This window comes from Glycomyces terrestris, assembly GCF_003933745.1.
Classification (GTDB): domain Bacteria; phylum Actinomycetota; class Actinomycetes; order Mycobacteriales; family Micromonosporaceae; genus Glycomyces; species Glycomyces terrestris.
The window spans coordinates 65849-81827 of record NZ_RSEB01000002.1 but is presented as its reverse complement, the minus strand read 5'-3'; the positions used below and the strand labels follow the sequence as shown (position 1 = coordinate 81827).

Below are 15979 nucleotides of genomic sequence, written 5' to 3'. Positions count from 1 at the left end.
GGCGCCTCGGGGTCCTAAGCGGACGCGAGTGCGTCGAGGACCGCGTACTGCTCGTCGGTGAGGACGACCTCGCGGGCGGCGACGTTCTCCTCCAGGTGCGCGATCGAGCTGGTGCCCGGGATCGGCACGATGTTGTCCGAGCGGCGCAGGAGCCAGGCGAGCGCGGTCTGGGCCGGGGTCGCGCCGACCTCGGCGGCGACCTTGCCGACCGGCCCGTCCGGGCCCGCGTGCTCGCCGGCGGCGATCGGGAACCACGGGATGAACGCGATGCCCTGCTCGGCGGTGTACTCGAGGACGGCCTCGCTCTGGCGGTTGATGAGGTTGTAGAGGTTCTGGACGCTCGCGATCGGGGCGACCTGCTGGGCCTCCTTGAGCTGGTCCACGGTGACCTCGGAGAGGCCGATGTGGCGGATCTTGCCCTGGCGCTGGAGGTCGGCGACGGTCTCGATCTGGTCGGCGACCGGGAGGTCGGGGTCGAGGCGGTGGAGCTGGTAGAGGTCGATGGTCTCGACGTTCAGGCGGCGCAGGCTGAGTTCGGCCTGCTGGCGGATGTACGCCGGCTTGCCGAAGGGCACCCACTCCTCGGGGGAGGGCCGGGTGTTGCCGCCCTTGGTGGCGATGACGACGCCGTCGGCGTACGGGTGCAGGGCCTCGGCGATGAGCCGCTCGTTGTCGCCGAGGGCGTACGCGTCGGCGGTGTCGATGAAGTTCACGCCGAGCTCGACGGCGCGGCGGAGCACCGCGACCGCGGCGGCGCGGTCCTTGGGCGGGGTGAAGATGCCGGGGTCGCCGGTGAGGCGCATGGCGCCGTAGCCGAGCCGGTCCACGGTCAGGTCGCCGCCGATGACGATGTCGCTCATGGTTCTGCCTTCTCTCGCTGCTGCGGGTACCGGGTGCGGTGCCTGGTGCAACCGCGGCGGCCGGGCCGGTTGTTCCCGATCGGGTGGTATCGCCTCGGTCACAGCCGACACCGCGGAGCACGGCGCGGGCTCGGGCGCCCCCGGATGCGAGACTCTGGGGCATGATCAAAGGTTTCAAAGACTTCCTGATGCGCGGCAACGTGGTCGAACTGGCCGTGGCCGTGGTCATGGGCGCGGCGATGACCGCGCTCGTGACGTCGTTCGGCGACGCGTTCCTCAACCCGCTCATCACGCTCGTCACGGGCGGGGCCGAGGTGGGCGGCAGCTTCACCGTGAACGGCGTGGAGTTCCCGTACGGGGTGTTCCTCAACGGGCTGCTGGTGTTCTTCCTGACCGCGCTGGCGGTGTACTTCGTGATCGTGCTGCCGATGAACAAGCTGCGGGAGCGGTTCAGGGACCACCAGGAGGTCGAGGAGGAGCTCCAGGCGAGCGAAGTCGTGCTGCTGCAAGAGATCCGCGACCTGCTGCGGGAGCAGCGCCAGAGCTAGGCGCGGTTTCGGGGGCGGCGGCGCCGGGCATTCCCGGGGCCGCCGCCCCTTGCCAGTGCGGGCACCGGTTTGGGACGCTGGACGACACCGACCCGACGGGAGGACCGCCATGCCGACCTCGATCCCTCTGGGCGCGCCGATCTGGGCCGACGCCGTGACGCCGGACCTGTCCGGGGACGTGGACTTCTACATGCGCCTGTTCAACTGGGCGGCGTTCGACTCGGGCGAGCAGTTCGGGCACTACACGGAGCTGTGCCTGGGGACGACGGTCTCGGAGGCGCGGGCGGTGGCGGGGATCGCCGAGGGCGCGTCGGGGGGAGCGGGCTCGTCGTGGGGGGTCGCGTTCCACGTGGGCGACTGCGTGCAGGCGGTGGCGGAGGCGGAGAAGCTGGGGGCGGCGATCACGAGCCACCCGATCCGGGTCGGGGACGACCTGGTGTACGCGGCGCTGCGGGACCCGGACGGCGGGGCGTTCGGGCTGTTCGAGCCGTTGAGCGAGAAGGTGGGGTTCACGGCGCGGAACGAGCCGGGCGCGATCGTGTGGTTCGAGTACGTGTACGACGGGGCGCCGGCGGAGGCGATGCAGTTCTACTCGGAGCTGCTGAACTGGTCGCTCAAGGACGCCGAGGGCGGCGAGCCAGGCGAGGACGCGGCGTACGTGGGCCTGTGGACCCATGGGGGGCACGGGATCGCGGGCCGGCAGGTGGAGTTCGGGGGCGCGCGGATGGCGCTGGGGCCGGAGCTGCGGATGAAGCCGCACTGGACGGTGTGCTTCGGAACGGACTCGGTGGATCTGACGGCGTCGAAGGCGGTCGACCTGGGCGGGACGGTCGCGGTGGCGCCGGTGGACGACCCGGGCGGGCGGATGGCGGTGCTGACGTCGCCGACGGGCGCGTACTTCACGGTGATGTCGACGCGGGAGTAGCCCGGAGTGGGCGAAACCGGCTCGAGTGTCGGTGGGGCGTGCCACGGTGAGGGGGTCAGCGCACACCGACCCTCTGAAGGAGCAGCGCGCCATGACCGAGATCGCACTGGGAGCCCCGATCTGGGCCGACTCCCTCACCTCTGACCTGGCGGCGGACACCGCCTTCTACGAAGGCCTGTTCGGCTGGGAGTCCGAGAACGCGGGGCCGGACTTCGGGGACTACACGACGTTCGGGATCGGGGGGCGGGCCGTCGTCGGCATCATGCCGTGCCCGCCGGGGATGCGGCCGTCGAAGTCGTGGGGGCTCCAGTTCAAGGTCGCGAGCTGCGACACCGCGACCGAGCAGGCGGTGCGCCTGGGCGCGACGGTGACGGCCCCGCCCGAGAGCGTGGGCGGGATGCTGCGGTTCGCGATGCTGGAGGACCCGAACGGGGCGTCGTTCGGGCTGGTGGAGGCGCTCGACGAGACGACGGGGTTCGGCGTGTGGGGCGAGCCGAACTCGGTCTCGTGGGCGGAGTACCACGTCGACGGCGTGCCGGCCGAGGCGATGCGGTTCTATCAGGACCTCTTGGGCTGGAACGTGGTCGTGCCGCCGTGGGAGGACCCGGCGAACCCGCGGCCGTACGCGGCGCTGAGCCCGGGCGGGGGCGGCGCGGAGTTCGGGGGCTGCCATGCGGCCGAGGGGTTCGAGCAGGGCCTGCCGCCGCAGTGGAGCGTCATGGTCGCGGTGGACGACGCGGACGCGGTGTGCGCGCGGGCGAAGGACCTGGGCGGGTCGGTGGCGGCCGAGCCGATGGACGTGCCGGGCCTGCGGGTCGCGGGCGTGGCGGCCCCGAGCGGCACGGTGGTCTCGATCCACTCCCCGCGCCCCTGGGAGTAGCGGCGGCCGAGCGGTCGCCTGCCGAATCGAGTGCGGCGGGACGGGGGCGGTCGTCCCCGTCCCGCCGCGCGTCGTTCACCGCGCGGGACGCCGGCGTCCCGGCAGGGCGACGGCGGCCATGACGGCGAGGGTCATGGCGGTCATCGCGGCGGCGGGGGCGAGGGCGGCGAGCGGGGCGCGTTCGAGGTAGGGCAGGGAGCGGGCGAGGCTCGCGCCCCATTCGGGCGAGTCGGGGCCGGCGCCGAGGCCGAGGAAGCCGAGCGAGGCGATGCCGAGCGCCATGCCGGGCAGGCGGAGTGCGGCGTGGGAGGCGAGCGGTCCGGCGACGAGCGGGAGCGTGTGGCGGCGCAGGAGGTGCCAGGGTCCGGCGCCGAGGGCGAGGCGGGCTTCGAGGTGGCCGGCGGTGCGGGCGCGGGCGGTGAGTTCGGCGGCGTGCGCGGCGAGCGGGGGCCAGGAGACGGCGACGACGGCGAGCACGGCGCCGGTCTGGCCGCGGCCGAGGAGGACGACGACGAGCATCCCGGCGATGGCGACGGGGAACGAGTTGCAGGCTTCGGCGAGCGGGTGGGCCAGGCGCGGGACGAAGCCGAGGGCGAGCGCGATCGCGTAGGAGACGGCGCAGGCGGCGACCGCCGCGCCGACCGTCCACAGTGATCCTTGACCGAGGCGGGCGAGGACGTCGCGGCCGAGTTCGTCGGTGCCGAGCCAGTGGGCGGCGCTGGGGGCTTCGAGGCGGGAGCCGGTGGCGACGGCGCCGGAGCGGACCAGGCCGTAGCCGACGGCGGCCAGCAGCGGGGCCGCGGTGCAGGCGATCCAGAGGAGGGCGCCGCGGCGGGAGCCGTGGACGGGCGGGGCGGCCGCGGTGGGGGTGCCGGCGGGTCCGGCGAGCCGGTCGGCGGCGGTGCGGGCGAGGAGGCCGGCGGTGAAGCCGAGGCCGACGAGCAGGGCCATGCAGGCCTGGAGGACGGGGAGGTCCTGGGCGTCGGCGGCGGCGAGGGCGGCGCGGCCGAGGCCGGGGACGGCGAAGACGGTCTCGACGGCGACGGCGGCGCCGGTGATCGAGACGGCGATGATCGCGAGCTGCGGGAGCAGCGGCGGCAGGGCGCGGCGCAGGAGGCCGCGCATGATCCGGCGGCGGGTGCAGCCGGCGGCGCGCCACTGGCGGACCCAGTCCTCGGCGGCGACGTGGCCGACGGCGTCGCGGGCGAGGCGGGCGAGGACGCCGCCGCCGGACAGGCCCATGGCGAGCGCGGGGAGGACGAGGTGCTCGGGTCCGGTGAAGCCGTAGGCGGGGAGGAGGCCGAGCCAGGCGGCGAAGACGGCCACGCCGAGGGCGGCGACGAGGAACTCGGGGAGGGCGGCGAGTCCGGCGACGGCGACGCCGCCGGTGCCGACGCGGCGGCCGTCGGCGGCGCGCCTGAGGGCGGGCAGGGCGGCGGCGCCGGCGATGGCGAGGACGACGGCGAAGGCGGCGCCCATGACGGTGAGGGAGACGGCGAGGGCGGGCAGGACGGTGCCGGCGACGGGTTCGCCCGAGACCCAGGAGGTGCCGAGGTCGCCGCGGGCGAGGCCGGCGAGCCGGTCCCGGAGGAGCGCGAGCGGGCCGGCGTCGAGGCCGAGTTCGGCGCGGACGGCGTCGAGGGCGGCCGGGGTGGTCTCGCGGCCGGGGTAGCGGGCGCGCAGGACGGTGAGGGCGGGGTCGCGGCGGGCGAGCCAGGGCATGAGGCCGATGGCGGCGAGGACGGCCGCGAGGACCGCCAGGCGCACCAGGAGGCCGCGGAGGAGCGCCATCGGTTATTCGATCGCGGTGGCGGCGGTGATGATGCGGCGTTCACGCGGGTCGCTGGCCACGTCCCTGACGCCTTGGGCGACACCGGTGACGAGGCGCTCGTGGGCGACGGGGACGACGGCGACGGTGGCGAGGACGGCGGCCTCGGCGTCGAGGACGGCGCTGTGGCGGTCGGCGGCGGTCGCGACGGCGGCGACGGCCGCGTCGACTGCGGGGTCGGCGAGCTGGGAGACGTTGAAGGCGCCGCCGCTGGTGAAGTCGGAGTGGAGGTAGGTGTAGGCGTCGCCGGAGTCCTGGACGACGGAGCGTGACATGAGGAAGAGGTCGAAGGCGCCGGCGAGCATGTCGGGTTCGATGTCGTTGTACTCGCGCACTTCGGTGGTGACGGCGAAGCCGGCGTCCTGGAGCTGGGCGGCGAGGACGGTGAGTGCCTCGGGGAGTTCGGCGCGGTTGGAGTAGGTGGCGAAGCTGAGGGCCTCGCCGGCGGGGGCGGCGGGGTCGGGAAGGGTGTGGGGGCGGTGGTCGGCGGCCCAGGCGAGGGCGGGGCCGAAGAGTCCTTCGGGGGCGTCGGCGCGGCCTTCGTAGATGTCGTCCACGATCGGGGCGGGGTCGACGGCGGCGGCGACGGCGGCGCGGAGCGCGGGGTCGGCAAGGGGCCCTTGGGTGTTGAGGTAGAGGCTGACGGTGCGGCCGGTCGGGGCGTCCTGGAGGCGGGAGTCGTCCAGGTTCGCGATCTGGGCGTAGGGGACGGCCTCGATGACGTGGGCTTCGCCGGAGCGGAGGGCGGCGACGCGGGTGGCGGCGTCGGGGACGTAGTCGGCGCGGTAGCCGGTCATGGCGGCGGGCTCGCCCCAGTAGTCGTCGTGGCGTTCGAGGACGACGCCGGTGGTGCTGGACTCGGTGATGGCGAAGGGCCCGGTGGCGCGGCCGACGGGGTCGACGGCGCCGCCGCTGTATGCGCCGGCGGCGAGGATCGCGAGGTAGGGGCTCGAGAGCCGTTGCAGGAGCACGGGGTCGGGGGTCTCGGTGCGCACGCGGAGGGTGCGGTCGTCCAGGGCTTCGGCGGTGAGCCCGACGCCGTCGATGACGCGGGGGACGGCGGCGGCCCGAGCGGCGGCGGTGAGGGCGGCCGCGGCGGCGGCCGCGTCGAGGACGGTGCCGTCGTGGCAGCGGACGCCGTCGCGGAGGACGAGGTCCCAGGCGGTGTCGTCGGCGCGGGTCCACTCGAGGGCGAGCCGGGGCACGGGCTGCCCGTCGTCGTCGAGGTCGACGAGGGTCTCGGCGACGCCCCAGCGGGCGAGGAGGAACGCGTCCTCGGAGTGCGGGGAGAGTCCGGCGGCGGGGGTGAGGGCGTTGGCGAGGACGAGGCGGCCGGCGCCGGCCTCGTCGGGCGCGAAGCAGCCGGAGGCGGCGAGGGTCCCGCCGAGGCCGAGGGGCGCGGCGGCGGCGAGCAGGGTGCGCCGGGAGAGCGGCATGGCGTGGGCCTCGTCTCTTGTCGCGAAGTTCTTCTTATTGCAAATCGAGTGCAATAATGGCACACATGTCGAGTGCCGCAACCGCGAGTGAAACCAGAGACGTGACGGATTACGTTGTGCGCCAAGCAGAGGCGTCCGACCTGGCGCAGGCGCGCTCCGTGATGCTCGACACCGTCTACCGGGACTTCGGGCACGGGTACCTGCCGCAGTGGCACGCGGACATCATCGACCTGGAGGCGTGCTACCTGGCGCCGGAGGACAACGCCCTGTTCGTCGCCGAGCGGGGCGGCCGCGTCGTGGCGACCGCGGGCGTGCGCGGGCAGACGCCGGCCTCGCCGCCGCACCCGCCGGAGGTCGCGGCCCGCTTCGAGGAGGGCCGCACCGCGAGCCTCTACCGCGTGTACGTGCGCCCCGAGCACCGCCGCCGCGGCCTCGCCGGCGCCCTCGTGGACGCGTGCCTGGCCTTCGCGGCCTCCCGCGAGCGCTACACGGGCGTGTACCTCCACACCGACGCCCGCACCCCGGGCGCGGTCGAATTCTGGTCCCGCCGCGGCCGCGTCCTCTTCGACGAGCGCATCGCGGTCAACGAGGCGGCGGAGGACGCGGGCGAGCCCTTCCAGACCGTCCACTTCGAACTCGACCTTCCCCGCTGACCCCCTCCCCCGCAGAGCCTCGCGGCCGGCGCGGCCGCCCGCCCTTCCCCATCCCGCAGGCGCGATGTCACACCCGCCGGGCACTCTTGCAGCCGGGGGCGGTCGCGATCGGACACACCCGACCCCGGGGGTCGGCGGGCGCGGAGATCGTCGTACCCCTCGGGCACCTTTGTAACCGGGGGCGCTTGCGCTGCGACACACCCGACCCCGGGGGGCGAACCTGGTCTCCGGACACGAGGAGGGGCCGCCCCGGCGGCAGGGCGGCCCCTCTTCTCGGTTGCGAATCCTGGGTTCGCGACCCGGTCTCAGCAGTCGCGGGCTGCGATCGCCTTGTCCGGGTAGTCGCTGAAGACGGCGTCGACGCCGAGCGAGTAGAACAGCTCGTACTCGGCTTCGAAGTCGCCCCACGTCGCGCCGCCGCTGCCTTGGCGGAAGTCGGCGGGCAGGAACTGGTTCTCGTTGCGGAACGTCCACACGTGCACGTCCAGGCCGCGCTCGTGCGCGCGCTCGACCACGTCGGTCGGCTCCAGCAGGTAGCCGTTCGCGTCGCGCGGCACGATGCGGTTCTTGTTCAGGCTCACCGTGTCCAGGGTCTCGGCGTACTCGTCGAGCTCCGCGTCCGGGATCTCGCCCTGGCCGTCGATGTTCAGGCCGATGCGGTTGTCGACGCGCTCGGCGATGTTGAGCAGGCTCTGGTACTCGAACGACTGGATCCACACCGGCGAGCGCTTCTTGTCGAGGCGGCGCTCCTCCAGGAGGTCGGCCAGCGCGTCCTCGATGCTCATGCCCTTGTCCTCGTAATAGGACGGGTGCTTCATCTCAGGGTAGGTGATGACACGGCGGTCGAGGCCGTCCACGAAGTCGAGGACCTCGTCGTAGGTGACCAGCTCGAACTCGCCGTCGTGGGCGGCGCTCTGCGGACGCACGGACGGCAGGCGCTCCTCGGCGCGGAGGGTCTTGAGCTCGGCGAGGGTGAAGTCGTCGGCGAAGAAGCCGGTGACGGGGACGCCGTCGATGAGCTTGGTGGTCTTGCGGTCCGCGAACTCGGGGTGCTGGGCGATGTCGGTGGTCTCGTCCAGGACCGGCTCGTGGCGGGCGAGTAGCTCTCCGTCCTTGGTGAGCACCAGGTCCGGCTCGATGACGTCGGCGCCGAGGTCGACTGCGAGGGCGTACGCCTCGAGCGTGTGCTCGGGCAGGTAGCCGCTGGCACCGCGGTGGGCGATGACGATCGGGTCGGAGTCGTGGCCGTGGCCGGGGTGGTGCGGCTTGGCGGCGGCCGGGGAGGCCATGAGGCCGATGATCGCGCCGGCGGCGGCGATCGCGGCCGCGCCGCGAAGGAGGGCGCCCTTGCGGGACATGTGCGTCCACCTTTCTCGGGGAAGGGCCCGTCGGGGGCCTGGGTCACCCTCAGCCAACCGTGCGCGGCCGTACTCGCGCGGGACCGTAGTTGAACGGGACTTGAAGCCTGGTTGAAGATACCCGCCCGAAATCGGGCCTTTCGCCCGGCGGCGCCGCTATAACCACTGAGCCGCAACCGCGCCGGGCGCTGCGCCGAGCTGGGCGTCAGCGAGGGCACGGCCGGGCTCATGGTCACCGTCCTCGGGGCCGCGATCGCCGCGCCCCTGAGCGTCGTCCTTACGCGCCACCTCGACCACCACCTGGAGCGGATCCGGCTCACTCGACGCTCCGAAGGGGACGATCCAAGGGCTGCGCCCCGAGCATCGAAGCCCGCAGATATCAAACCGGACCGACAGGTTAGGCCGGGCCGCATCGCAGCCCGGCCCTCCCGCGGTCGATCGTCAAGCGGCCGTGAGCAGTTGCGAGGCCGCCAGGTCGCGGTAGAGGTCGTCCTTCTCGACCAGTTCGGCGTGGGTGCCGACCGCGCGGACGATGCCCGCGTCGAAGACCACGATCTGGTCGGCGCTGGTCACCGTCGACAGGCGGTGGGCCACGACGAGGACGTTCGTGCGCTCGGCCGCGTCGAGCATGACCTGCTTGAGCGAGGCCTCGTTCGCGGCGTCGAGCTGCGAGGTGGCCTCGTCGAGCAGCAGGAGCCGCGGCTTGCGCAGCAGCGCCCGCGCGATCGCGACGCGCTGGCGCTCGCCGCCCGAGAGGGTGGTGCCGCGGTAGCCGATCCGCGATTCGAGCCCCTCGGGGAGCTTCTCCACGAGTTCGGTGAGCCGCGCGGTCGTGACGACGTCCTCGATCTCGGCCTCCGTGGCGTCCTGGGCGGCCATCACGAGGTTCTCGCGGAGCGTGCCGTCGAGGACCGGGGCGTCCTGCTCGACGTAGCCGATGAGGCCGCGCAGGTCCTCCAGGGGCCAGTCGCGGACGTCGACGCCGTCGACCGTGACCCGTCCGGTGGTGACCGGGTAGAACCGCTCGATGAGCGAGAACACGGTGGTCTTGCCGGCGCCGGAGGGCCCGACGAGCGCGGTCAGGCCGCGCCCGGTCGACGCGAAGGTCACTCCGTGGTGCACGAACGGCAGGTCGTCGGCGTATCGGAAGGTCACGTCCTCGAACGCGACCTGGGCCGGGCCCTCCGAGGCCGTGGTGCGCGGCTCGCCTTGGGCCGCTTCGGAGGCGAGGTTCGCGACCTCCTCGACGCGGTGGATCGCGGCGAGGCCGGTCTGGAGCTGCGAGAGCGACGCGACCAGGCCGCTGATCGGCCCCATCAGGTAGAACAGCAGCAGCAGGAACCCGATGAGGGTGCCGACCTCCATGGCCCCGGAGGCGACGCGCGCGCCGCCGACGCCGAGGACCAGCAGGAACGCGATGTTCACCGGCATGAACGCGGCGACGCCCGCGAGCGCCTCCCACAGCGAGGCCTTGACGCCCTTGTCGCGGGCGGTGGTGGCCGCCGCCTCGAGGCGGGCGATCTCGTGGTCCTCCGCGCCGGAGGCCTTGACGGTGCGGAACGCGCTGAAGATCCGCTCCAGCAGCGATCCCATGTCGCCCAGGGCCTTCTGTGAGTCGACCGTGGCGTTCTGGATGCGCGGCATGATGAACAGCATCATGACCGTGACCATCGCGACCATGGCCATGGTGGTGCCGAACAGGACCGGGTCGAGCCAGGCCATGAGGCCGATGCCGCCGAGGATCATGAACGTGTCGGTGACGCCGCCGATGACGGTGGTGCTGGCGACGGTGCGCAGGAGGTTCGTGTCGGAGCTGAGCCGGGAGACCAGGTCGCCGGGCTTGAGCCGGTCGACCTCGGCCACCTGGAGGCGCACGAGCCGCCCGATGAGGTCCTTGCGCACGGTCAGGACGACGTCCTGGCCGGCGATCTGCATGAGGTAGGGGCCGAGGGCGGTCAGCGCGCCGCCGACCACGACCACGGCCGCGAGGTAGAGGAGCGGGCGGGTGAGCGAGTCGTTCGCGGCGAGGGTGTCGATCACGTCCATCGCGATGAGCGGCTGGACGAGGCCGACGATGCCGCCGGCGAACGAGAGCGCGCCGCCGATGAGGAGCAGGCGCAGGTGCTGCTTCGCGTAGACCCACAATCGGGTGATCGGTGCCCGGGCCGGGGCCTCGGGTGCGGCGGCCTCGGCCGCCGGGGTGGTGTCGGTCATCCTGGTTCCTTCGGCTTTCGCAGCGGCGACGCTGCGGGTCCGCCGGGTGTCGCGGACCCCCTCGACGCTACCCGGGGCGGCCGACACCGCCCTCCGCTCGGGGGAGTAATTCGGACTCCTCCGAAGGTCGTAAGACCTCGGCGCCGGGCCTCAGTCCTCCGCGAGCACGATGATCTTGTCCCCGGGCTGGAGCATCATCTGCACCGACTTGTCCGGGTTCAGGTGCACGCCGTAGCTCGGCGCCCGCTGGGCCTCGGCGACCACCCGGTACCCGATCGCGGTCTCGCCGCGGCGGCGCGCCGACTCGGCGACGGTGTAGAAGTTGACCGGCACGCCCGGGCGCACGTAGTGGTCGGCGGGCTTGAGGTAGATCTCCGAGCCCTCGGCGCTGAAGAGGTTCCCGAACACGTGCGACAGGTGCGGGTTCTCGGCGGTCTGGGTGAGCAGCAGGCTGATGAGCTTGTCGCTGACGATGAAGTCGTCGGCCTGCGTGACCTGCGCGAGCGTGCGGTTGCGGTCGTCGGCCATCTCGGAGACGACCTTGAATCGCGTGTTGGAGCGCTGGGACATGTCGCGCAGGTGGAGCAGCGTCACGAGCGTCTTCGAGTCCGCGAGCTGCGGCGGGACGTCGTCGGAGCACAGCGCGATGATGTGGTCGTACGAACCGGGCTTGAGCGATTCGAGCAGGAGCCGGTCGGTGGTGTCGTCCTGCTTGAAGTTCAGGCCCTGGACGCGCATGGTCGGGCCGATCTTGCGGATCGCCTCGGCCGCGTCGGGATGGTCGGTGACGACGTCGGTGACCGAGCCGGGCGCCACGTACTGGTCGAGCTGCTCGAGGACCATGCGGGTCTTGGCGTTCCAGCCGAGGATGAGCGTGCGCTCGGGCTGGAGCCCGACATCGGCGCGGGCGACGATCGCGGACTCGTCGATGACCGGGCGGGAGCCGTCGAGCTTGATCGCGGAGTCGTCGGAGGCGATGAGGATGAGCTTGTCGCCGGGCTGGAGCGAGGCGCTCGACGGCGGGTTGATGATGCAGCGGCCCTGCTTGGTGAGGACGCCGATGAAGGACGAGGTCCGGTACGCGTGCAGGGCCTGGCTCAGGGGCCGGCCGAACAGGTTCGGCTCCTCGACCATGTAGATCTCGTCGCCGCCGAAGTCGAGCAGGTCGGTGTAGACGACCGAGAGGCCGGACTGGCGGCAGGTCTGCACCATCAGGCGGGCCATGAGGTCGTTGGCGTCCACGACGTGCGCGCCGCGGCCGCCGGCGAGGCGGGCCGCGGGGAGGTTCCGGCTCTCGGCGACGGCGCCCACGACGTGGCACTTCAGGTCGCCCTGGCCGCCGTGGGTGACGGCGAGGAGGCTGCGCACCAGCTGCGCGTCGGGGTCGTCCTCGGCGGAGGTGAGCAGGATGATGCTCTTGGCCTGGCCGGGGTTGACGATCGCGATGTCGTCGGGGTCGGCGGGGTCGCCGGTGCGGCACACGACGTGGGTGGTCTTCAGGTCGGGGAGCTTCGCGCGGATCTCGTCCTCCATCTCGACCTTGTCGCGGTCGGCGAGGATCGCGATGACGGCGCGCTTCTCGCTCTCGTTGGCCTCCACCAGCTCCGAGATGATGATGAAGACCTGGTCGGACCAGCCGAGGACGACGGTGTGGTCCTTCTCGACGACGAGCGAGCGGCCCTTCCGGAGCTCCTCGAGCTTCGCGTCGAGGCCGGTGGTCAGGACACCGACGAGCGAGGAGAGGATGACCAGGCCGCCGATCGTGGTGATGAACATGATCACCATGAATGCGGGGCCCTCGCCGTCGCCGGTGATCGTCCCGGCGTCGAGGATGTGGATGAACGAAGTCCACAGAGTACCGCCGACCCCATTGCCCTGGTTGGTGACCAGGAGGAACAGCGCGCCGATCGCAGTGAGCGCGAGCGTGATGACGGTGAGCCATCCGATCAGCGCGATCGTGCCCTTCGACATGGTGTTGTCGAACCAATAGCGAGCCCGCTGCTTGAATGTCGGATCGGACATCGGGGGCGTCCTTTCTCATATTTCGCGTGTCGTCCGACCGACTCGGGGCGGAGGCGAGTGGGGCCGGGAGAATGTCGGGGCGACGACCATTGATAGCGCATTGCGTCCACTGCGACCGGTCGAAGCGAATTCACTACTCGGGGTCACCCGGGCCGGAGGGGTCGCGGAGGGACGGCGCGGAGGCGGCGGGCGATCACCACCCCCACCCTAGAACGGGCGTCCGGAACGTGACCGGCAGGCCGCTACGGGAGGGCGTCGGACACGGGCGCGACGCGGATCGCCAAGCGGGTGTGGCGCTTCGGGACGGTGAACCGCGCCTCCGCGGCGTCCTCCGGCCGCTCGGCCCCGCGGTAGGCGGTGATCTGGAGGCTCACGCCGTCGCGGCACTCGCGGTCCCACAGGCCGGCCTGGTCGGCGACGCGGGCGGCCAGCGCGGCGCCGTTCGGGCCGTGGCCGCGCACGCCGATCTCGTTGCCGCCGGGGACCTTCCGGCACACGACGTAGGCGAAGTCGGCGCCTTCGACGACGGCCGGGTTGGCCCAGCGCATGAGGAGGCGCTGGAGGCCGTGGTCGCCGAAGGGGGCGCTCATGCGGCCGTAGCCGGGGAACGCGCAGGCGAGCCACAGGGAGAGCTGGGTGGCGTCCTCGTTCACCTTGAGGCGCACGGAGGTCCAGACGGTGGTGCCGCGGCCGTCGAGGGCGCCCTCGGCGCCGGCGGCCTCGACCTCGCTGTCGACGTGGAAGGTGAGGATGCGGCCGCTCGCGAGCTCCACGGTGCTGCCTTCGTGGCTGCCGAGGCCGCGCATGGGCATGAAGCCGCAGCTGACGATGGAGCGGCTGCGCATGACGCCGCCGGTGTAGTCGAAGGCGACCGAGTGCTCGCAGCCGCGGATGCTCAGGGGCGCGACGAGGCGGCCGCCGTCGGCGAGCTGGTCCCACCAGGCCGGGGGCAGGTCCCAGGTGCCGACGGTGGCGATGATGCGGTCGTAGGGGGCGCCGTCGGGGGAGCCGAGTTCGCCGTCGCCCTGGACGGTGCGGACGCGTTCGCAGCCGACCTGGTCGAGGGCGCGGCGGGCGCGCCTGACGGTGTCGGCGTCGATGTCGACGGTGGTGACGGCGCCGGCGGGCCCGACGAGGGCGTCGAGGAGGGCGGCGTTGTAGCCGGTGCCGGCGCCGATCTCGAGGACGCGGTGGCCGGGGCGGACGTCGAGCTGTTCGAGCATCTCGGCGACGATGGAGGGCTGGGAGGCGGAGCTGACGGCGTCGCCGTCGCTGTTGCGCTTGGTGATGTAGACGTCGTCGGCGTAGGCGGTGCGCAGGGGCGCTTCGGGGATGAAGCGGTGGCGGGGGACGGCGAGCATCGCGGTCTCGACCGATTCGCTCCGGAGCACTCCACTGGTGCGCAGGCCGCCGACGAGGCGGGTTCGCAGTTTATGCGCTTCGTTACCGGAGGTATCGGTGTGATCACCCACGCGTCAAGCGTACGTCCGATGTGCCGGGTCCGCCTCCTCCACTTGCGCCTCCGAGACGCGGGACACGCCCGGGCGGGGGTTCGGGAGCGTTGCGGCGGTTCTCGGCGAATCGGGCGCCGGGTCTCGCTGCGCCCGTCAGCCGCCGCGGCCGCAGCGGGTGTCGAGCATGGCCCAGAGGGCGTCGCGGTGGGGGTCGGGGACGGGGATCGGGGTGGCGATGGGGTCGGCGCCGTCGATGGTGACCCAGACGGTGAAGCCGAAGGGCTGCTTGGCGTCCCCGACGGCGTGGCCTTCGCAGCGGAACGCGTCGATGAGGAGGGGGACGGTGACGGCCTCCCCGGGGGCGCCCGCGATCGGTCGGGCCGCGAGCGGCGCGGACTCGACGGTGAACAGGACGCTGCCGCGCACGTCGGTTACGCCGACCGCGGCCCCTGCGAGCGGCCGCAGGGTCAGCGCCGCTTCGAGCGCGCCGTCGGCGGCCTTGGTGGGCTCGGCGAGTTCGATCGCGGTGGAGGCGGCGATCGCCTGGGCGGCGCAGGCCTCCCGGAGCAGCCGGTCGAGGGTGCCGTTCGGGTGCGGGAGTTCGGCGACGACCTCGTGGACCGCGCCGTCCTCGGTCGCGACGTCGAGGACGACCGAGGCGGGCCGGGCGGTCGAGTCGACGCCGGCGGGGCAGCGGGCCTCGCCGTACTCGGTGAGGAGGTCGCGGGGGTTGACGCTGGGCGGGACGTGCGCGTCGAACGCCTGGACGCCGAGGGGCGCGAAGGACTCCGTGAGGAGTTCGACGCCGCGGATCTGGACGGGGGCGTCGCCGTGGTTGGTCACGGCGATCGCGACGATGCCGGGGGCCATGAAGGACCGCCGGATCTCGGCGGTGGCGGTGAGGTCGGGCGGGTCGGAGGGCGCGGCGGGGTCTGCGCCCGGGCCGGCGTCGCGGCCGGCGAGGCCGCCGGCGAGCCCGGCGGTGGCGGCGGCCAGCAGGAACGCGCCGACGACGGCGATCCGGACCCCTCGCATGGCGACTCCCTGTGCGCTCGACCGCCCGGCGCTCGCGTCGCGCCTTCGGCGGGCCCGTCCAGTCTGGCACCGCCGCACCGGGTTGGGAAGTCCTCGGACGGGGCGAGGCCGCGCGTCAGCGGTTGGGCGCCAAGCGCTCCGCGGGGTCGAGGCACCAGGCGAGGGCGGCGGGCCAGGGGCCGTAGCCGTCGTCGAGGGCGAGGTGGCCGGCGCCGGGGAGGACGTCGACGTCGCAGCCGAGCGGGGCGCCGTAGGTCTCGGCGGCGCCCTCGGCGCAGTACGGGTCGTCGTCGGAGCAGGCGAGGCGCGGGGTCTGCGCGGCGAGCTCGAGGCCGCCGAGGTCGAGTCCGGCGGGGTCGAATCCGGCGATGACGTCCCAGTCGAAGGCGGCGGGTCCGGGCGGGCTCACCAGCAGCAGGCGGTCCGCGGCGGCGGGGGCGGCGGCCGCGACGTGGAGCCAGGCGGTGGAGGCGAGGCTGTGGCAGACGACGACCTTCTCGCCGCGCATGAGCGCCAGCTCGGCGAGGATCGCCTCGACCCAGGCTTCGAGCGAGGGCCGGTCGGTGTCCGGCAGCTGCGGGTAGAACACCTGCTCGCCGCGGCCGCGCAGGGCGAGGGCGAGTTCGTGCTGCCAGTGCCCTGCGGGCCTGCGGTTCTCCACGCCGTGGAGGATGAGAAAGCTGCGGTTCCACATGGCGACCGAGGGTAGCCGCGGTTCGATGTCGGGCGCGTGAACCGTCCCAGCTGGTGGCGGGGCGGCGGGGCG

The 15979-nt window shown here is 73.2% G+C and carries 13 protein-coding genes; 4 read left to right on the top strand and 9 right to left on the bottom strand.

The window, feature by feature from the left end; all coding sequences use genetic code 11:
- Positions 1 to 14: 14 nt before the first annotated feature.
- Complete coding sequence (locus EIW28_RS05890) at positions 15 to 860, bottom strand: aldo/keto reductase (RefSeq protein WP_125246812.1); 846 nt, start codon at positions 858 to 860, stop codon at positions 15 to 17.
- A 161-nt stretch (positions 861 to 1021) separates the two neighbouring features.
- Between EIW28_RS05890 and mscL the strand changes: the two genes are divergently transcribed.
- The 3 genes from mscL (at position 1022) to EIW28_RS05875 (ending at position 3213) form a co-directional block, all read left to right on the top strand.
- A complete protein-coding gene (gene mscL, locus EIW28_RS05885; protein WP_125246811.1) occupies positions 1022 to 1408 on the top strand; it encodes a large conductance mechanosensitive channel protein MscL in 387 nt (128 codons plus the stop codon).
- Between the two features lie 109 nt (positions 1409 to 1517).
- On the top strand, positions 1518 to 2333 hold the full coding sequence (locus tag EIW28_RS05880; RefSeq protein ID WP_125246810.1) for a VOC family protein: 816 nt from the start codon (positions 1518 to 1520) through the stop codon (positions 2331 to 2333).
- 91 nt (positions 2334 to 2424) lie between these two features.
- Positions 2425 to 3213, top strand: coding sequence for a VOC family protein (locus tag EIW28_RS05875; protein ID WP_125246809.1), 789 nt, complete (start codon positions 2425 to 2427; stop codon positions 3211 to 3213).
- A 75-nt stretch (positions 3214 to 3288) separates the two neighbouring features.
- Here the strand turns inward: EIW28_RS05875 and EIW28_RS05870 are convergent, their stop codons facing one another.
- Both EIW28_RS05870 and EIW28_RS05865 read right to left on the bottom strand, forming a co-directional pair.
- A complete protein-coding gene (locus tag EIW28_RS05870) occupies positions 3289 to 5004 on the bottom strand; it encodes an ABC transporter permease subunit (RefSeq protein ID WP_125246808.1) in 1716 nt (571 codons plus the stop codon).
- A 3-nt stretch (positions 5005 to 5007) separates the two neighbouring features.
- On the bottom strand, positions 5008 to 6477 hold the full coding sequence (locus tag EIW28_RS05865; protein WP_125246807.1) for an ABC transporter substrate-binding protein: 1470 nt from the start codon (positions 6475 to 6477) through the stop codon (positions 5008 to 5010).
- A 116-nt stretch (positions 6478 to 6593) separates the two neighbouring features.
- Between EIW28_RS05865 and EIW28_RS05860 the strand changes: the two genes are divergently transcribed.
- The gene (locus tag EIW28_RS05860; RefSeq protein ID WP_232013819.1) at positions 6594 to 7130 is read left to right on the top strand and encodes a GNAT family N-acetyltransferase; all 537 of its coding nucleotides are present in this window, start codon (positions 6594 to 6596) and stop codon (positions 7128 to 7130) included.
- 305 nt (positions 7131 to 7435) lie between these two features.
- On the opposite strand, the gene EIW28_RS05855 is transcribed toward EIW28_RS05860, so the two are convergent.
- The 6 genes from EIW28_RS05855 to EIW28_RS05830 form a co-directional block, all read right to left on the bottom strand.
- The gene (locus EIW28_RS05855) at positions 7436 to 8488 is read right to left on the bottom strand and encodes a glycerophosphodiester phosphodiesterase family protein (protein ID WP_125246805.1); all 1053 of its coding nucleotides are present in this window, start codon (positions 8486 to 8488) and stop codon (positions 7436 to 7438) included.
- A 441-nt stretch (positions 8489 to 8929) separates the two neighbouring features.
- Complete coding sequence (locus EIW28_RS05850) at positions 8930 to 10702, bottom strand: ABC transporter ATP-binding protein (protein ID WP_125246804.1); 1773 nt, start codon at positions 10700 to 10702, stop codon at positions 8930 to 8932.
- Between the two features lie 150 nt (positions 10703 to 10852).
- Positions 10853 to 12724, bottom strand: coding sequence for a CASTOR/POLLUX-related putative ion channel (locus tag EIW28_RS05845; protein ID WP_125246803.1), 1872 nt, complete (start codon positions 12722 to 12724; stop codon positions 10853 to 10855).
- A 242-nt stretch (positions 12725 to 12966) separates the two neighbouring features.
- Positions 12967 to 14196, bottom strand: coding sequence for a methyltransferase, FxLD system (fxlM, locus tag EIW28_RS05840; RefSeq protein ID WP_125246802.1), 1230 nt, complete (start codon positions 14194 to 14196; stop codon positions 12967 to 12969).
- Between the two features lie 135 nt (positions 14197 to 14331).
- Entirely contained in the window at positions 14332 to 15213 is an 882-nt protein-coding gene (locus tag EIW28_RS05835; RefSeq protein WP_125246801.1) for a hypothetical protein, read from the bottom strand.
- 115 nt (positions 15214 to 15328) lie between these two features.
- A complete protein-coding gene (locus tag EIW28_RS05830) occupies positions 15329 to 15907 on the bottom strand; it encodes an RBBP9/YdeN family alpha/beta hydrolase (protein ID WP_125246800.1) in 579 nt (192 codons plus the stop codon).
- Between the last annotated feature and the right edge of the window lie 72 nt (positions 15908 to 15979).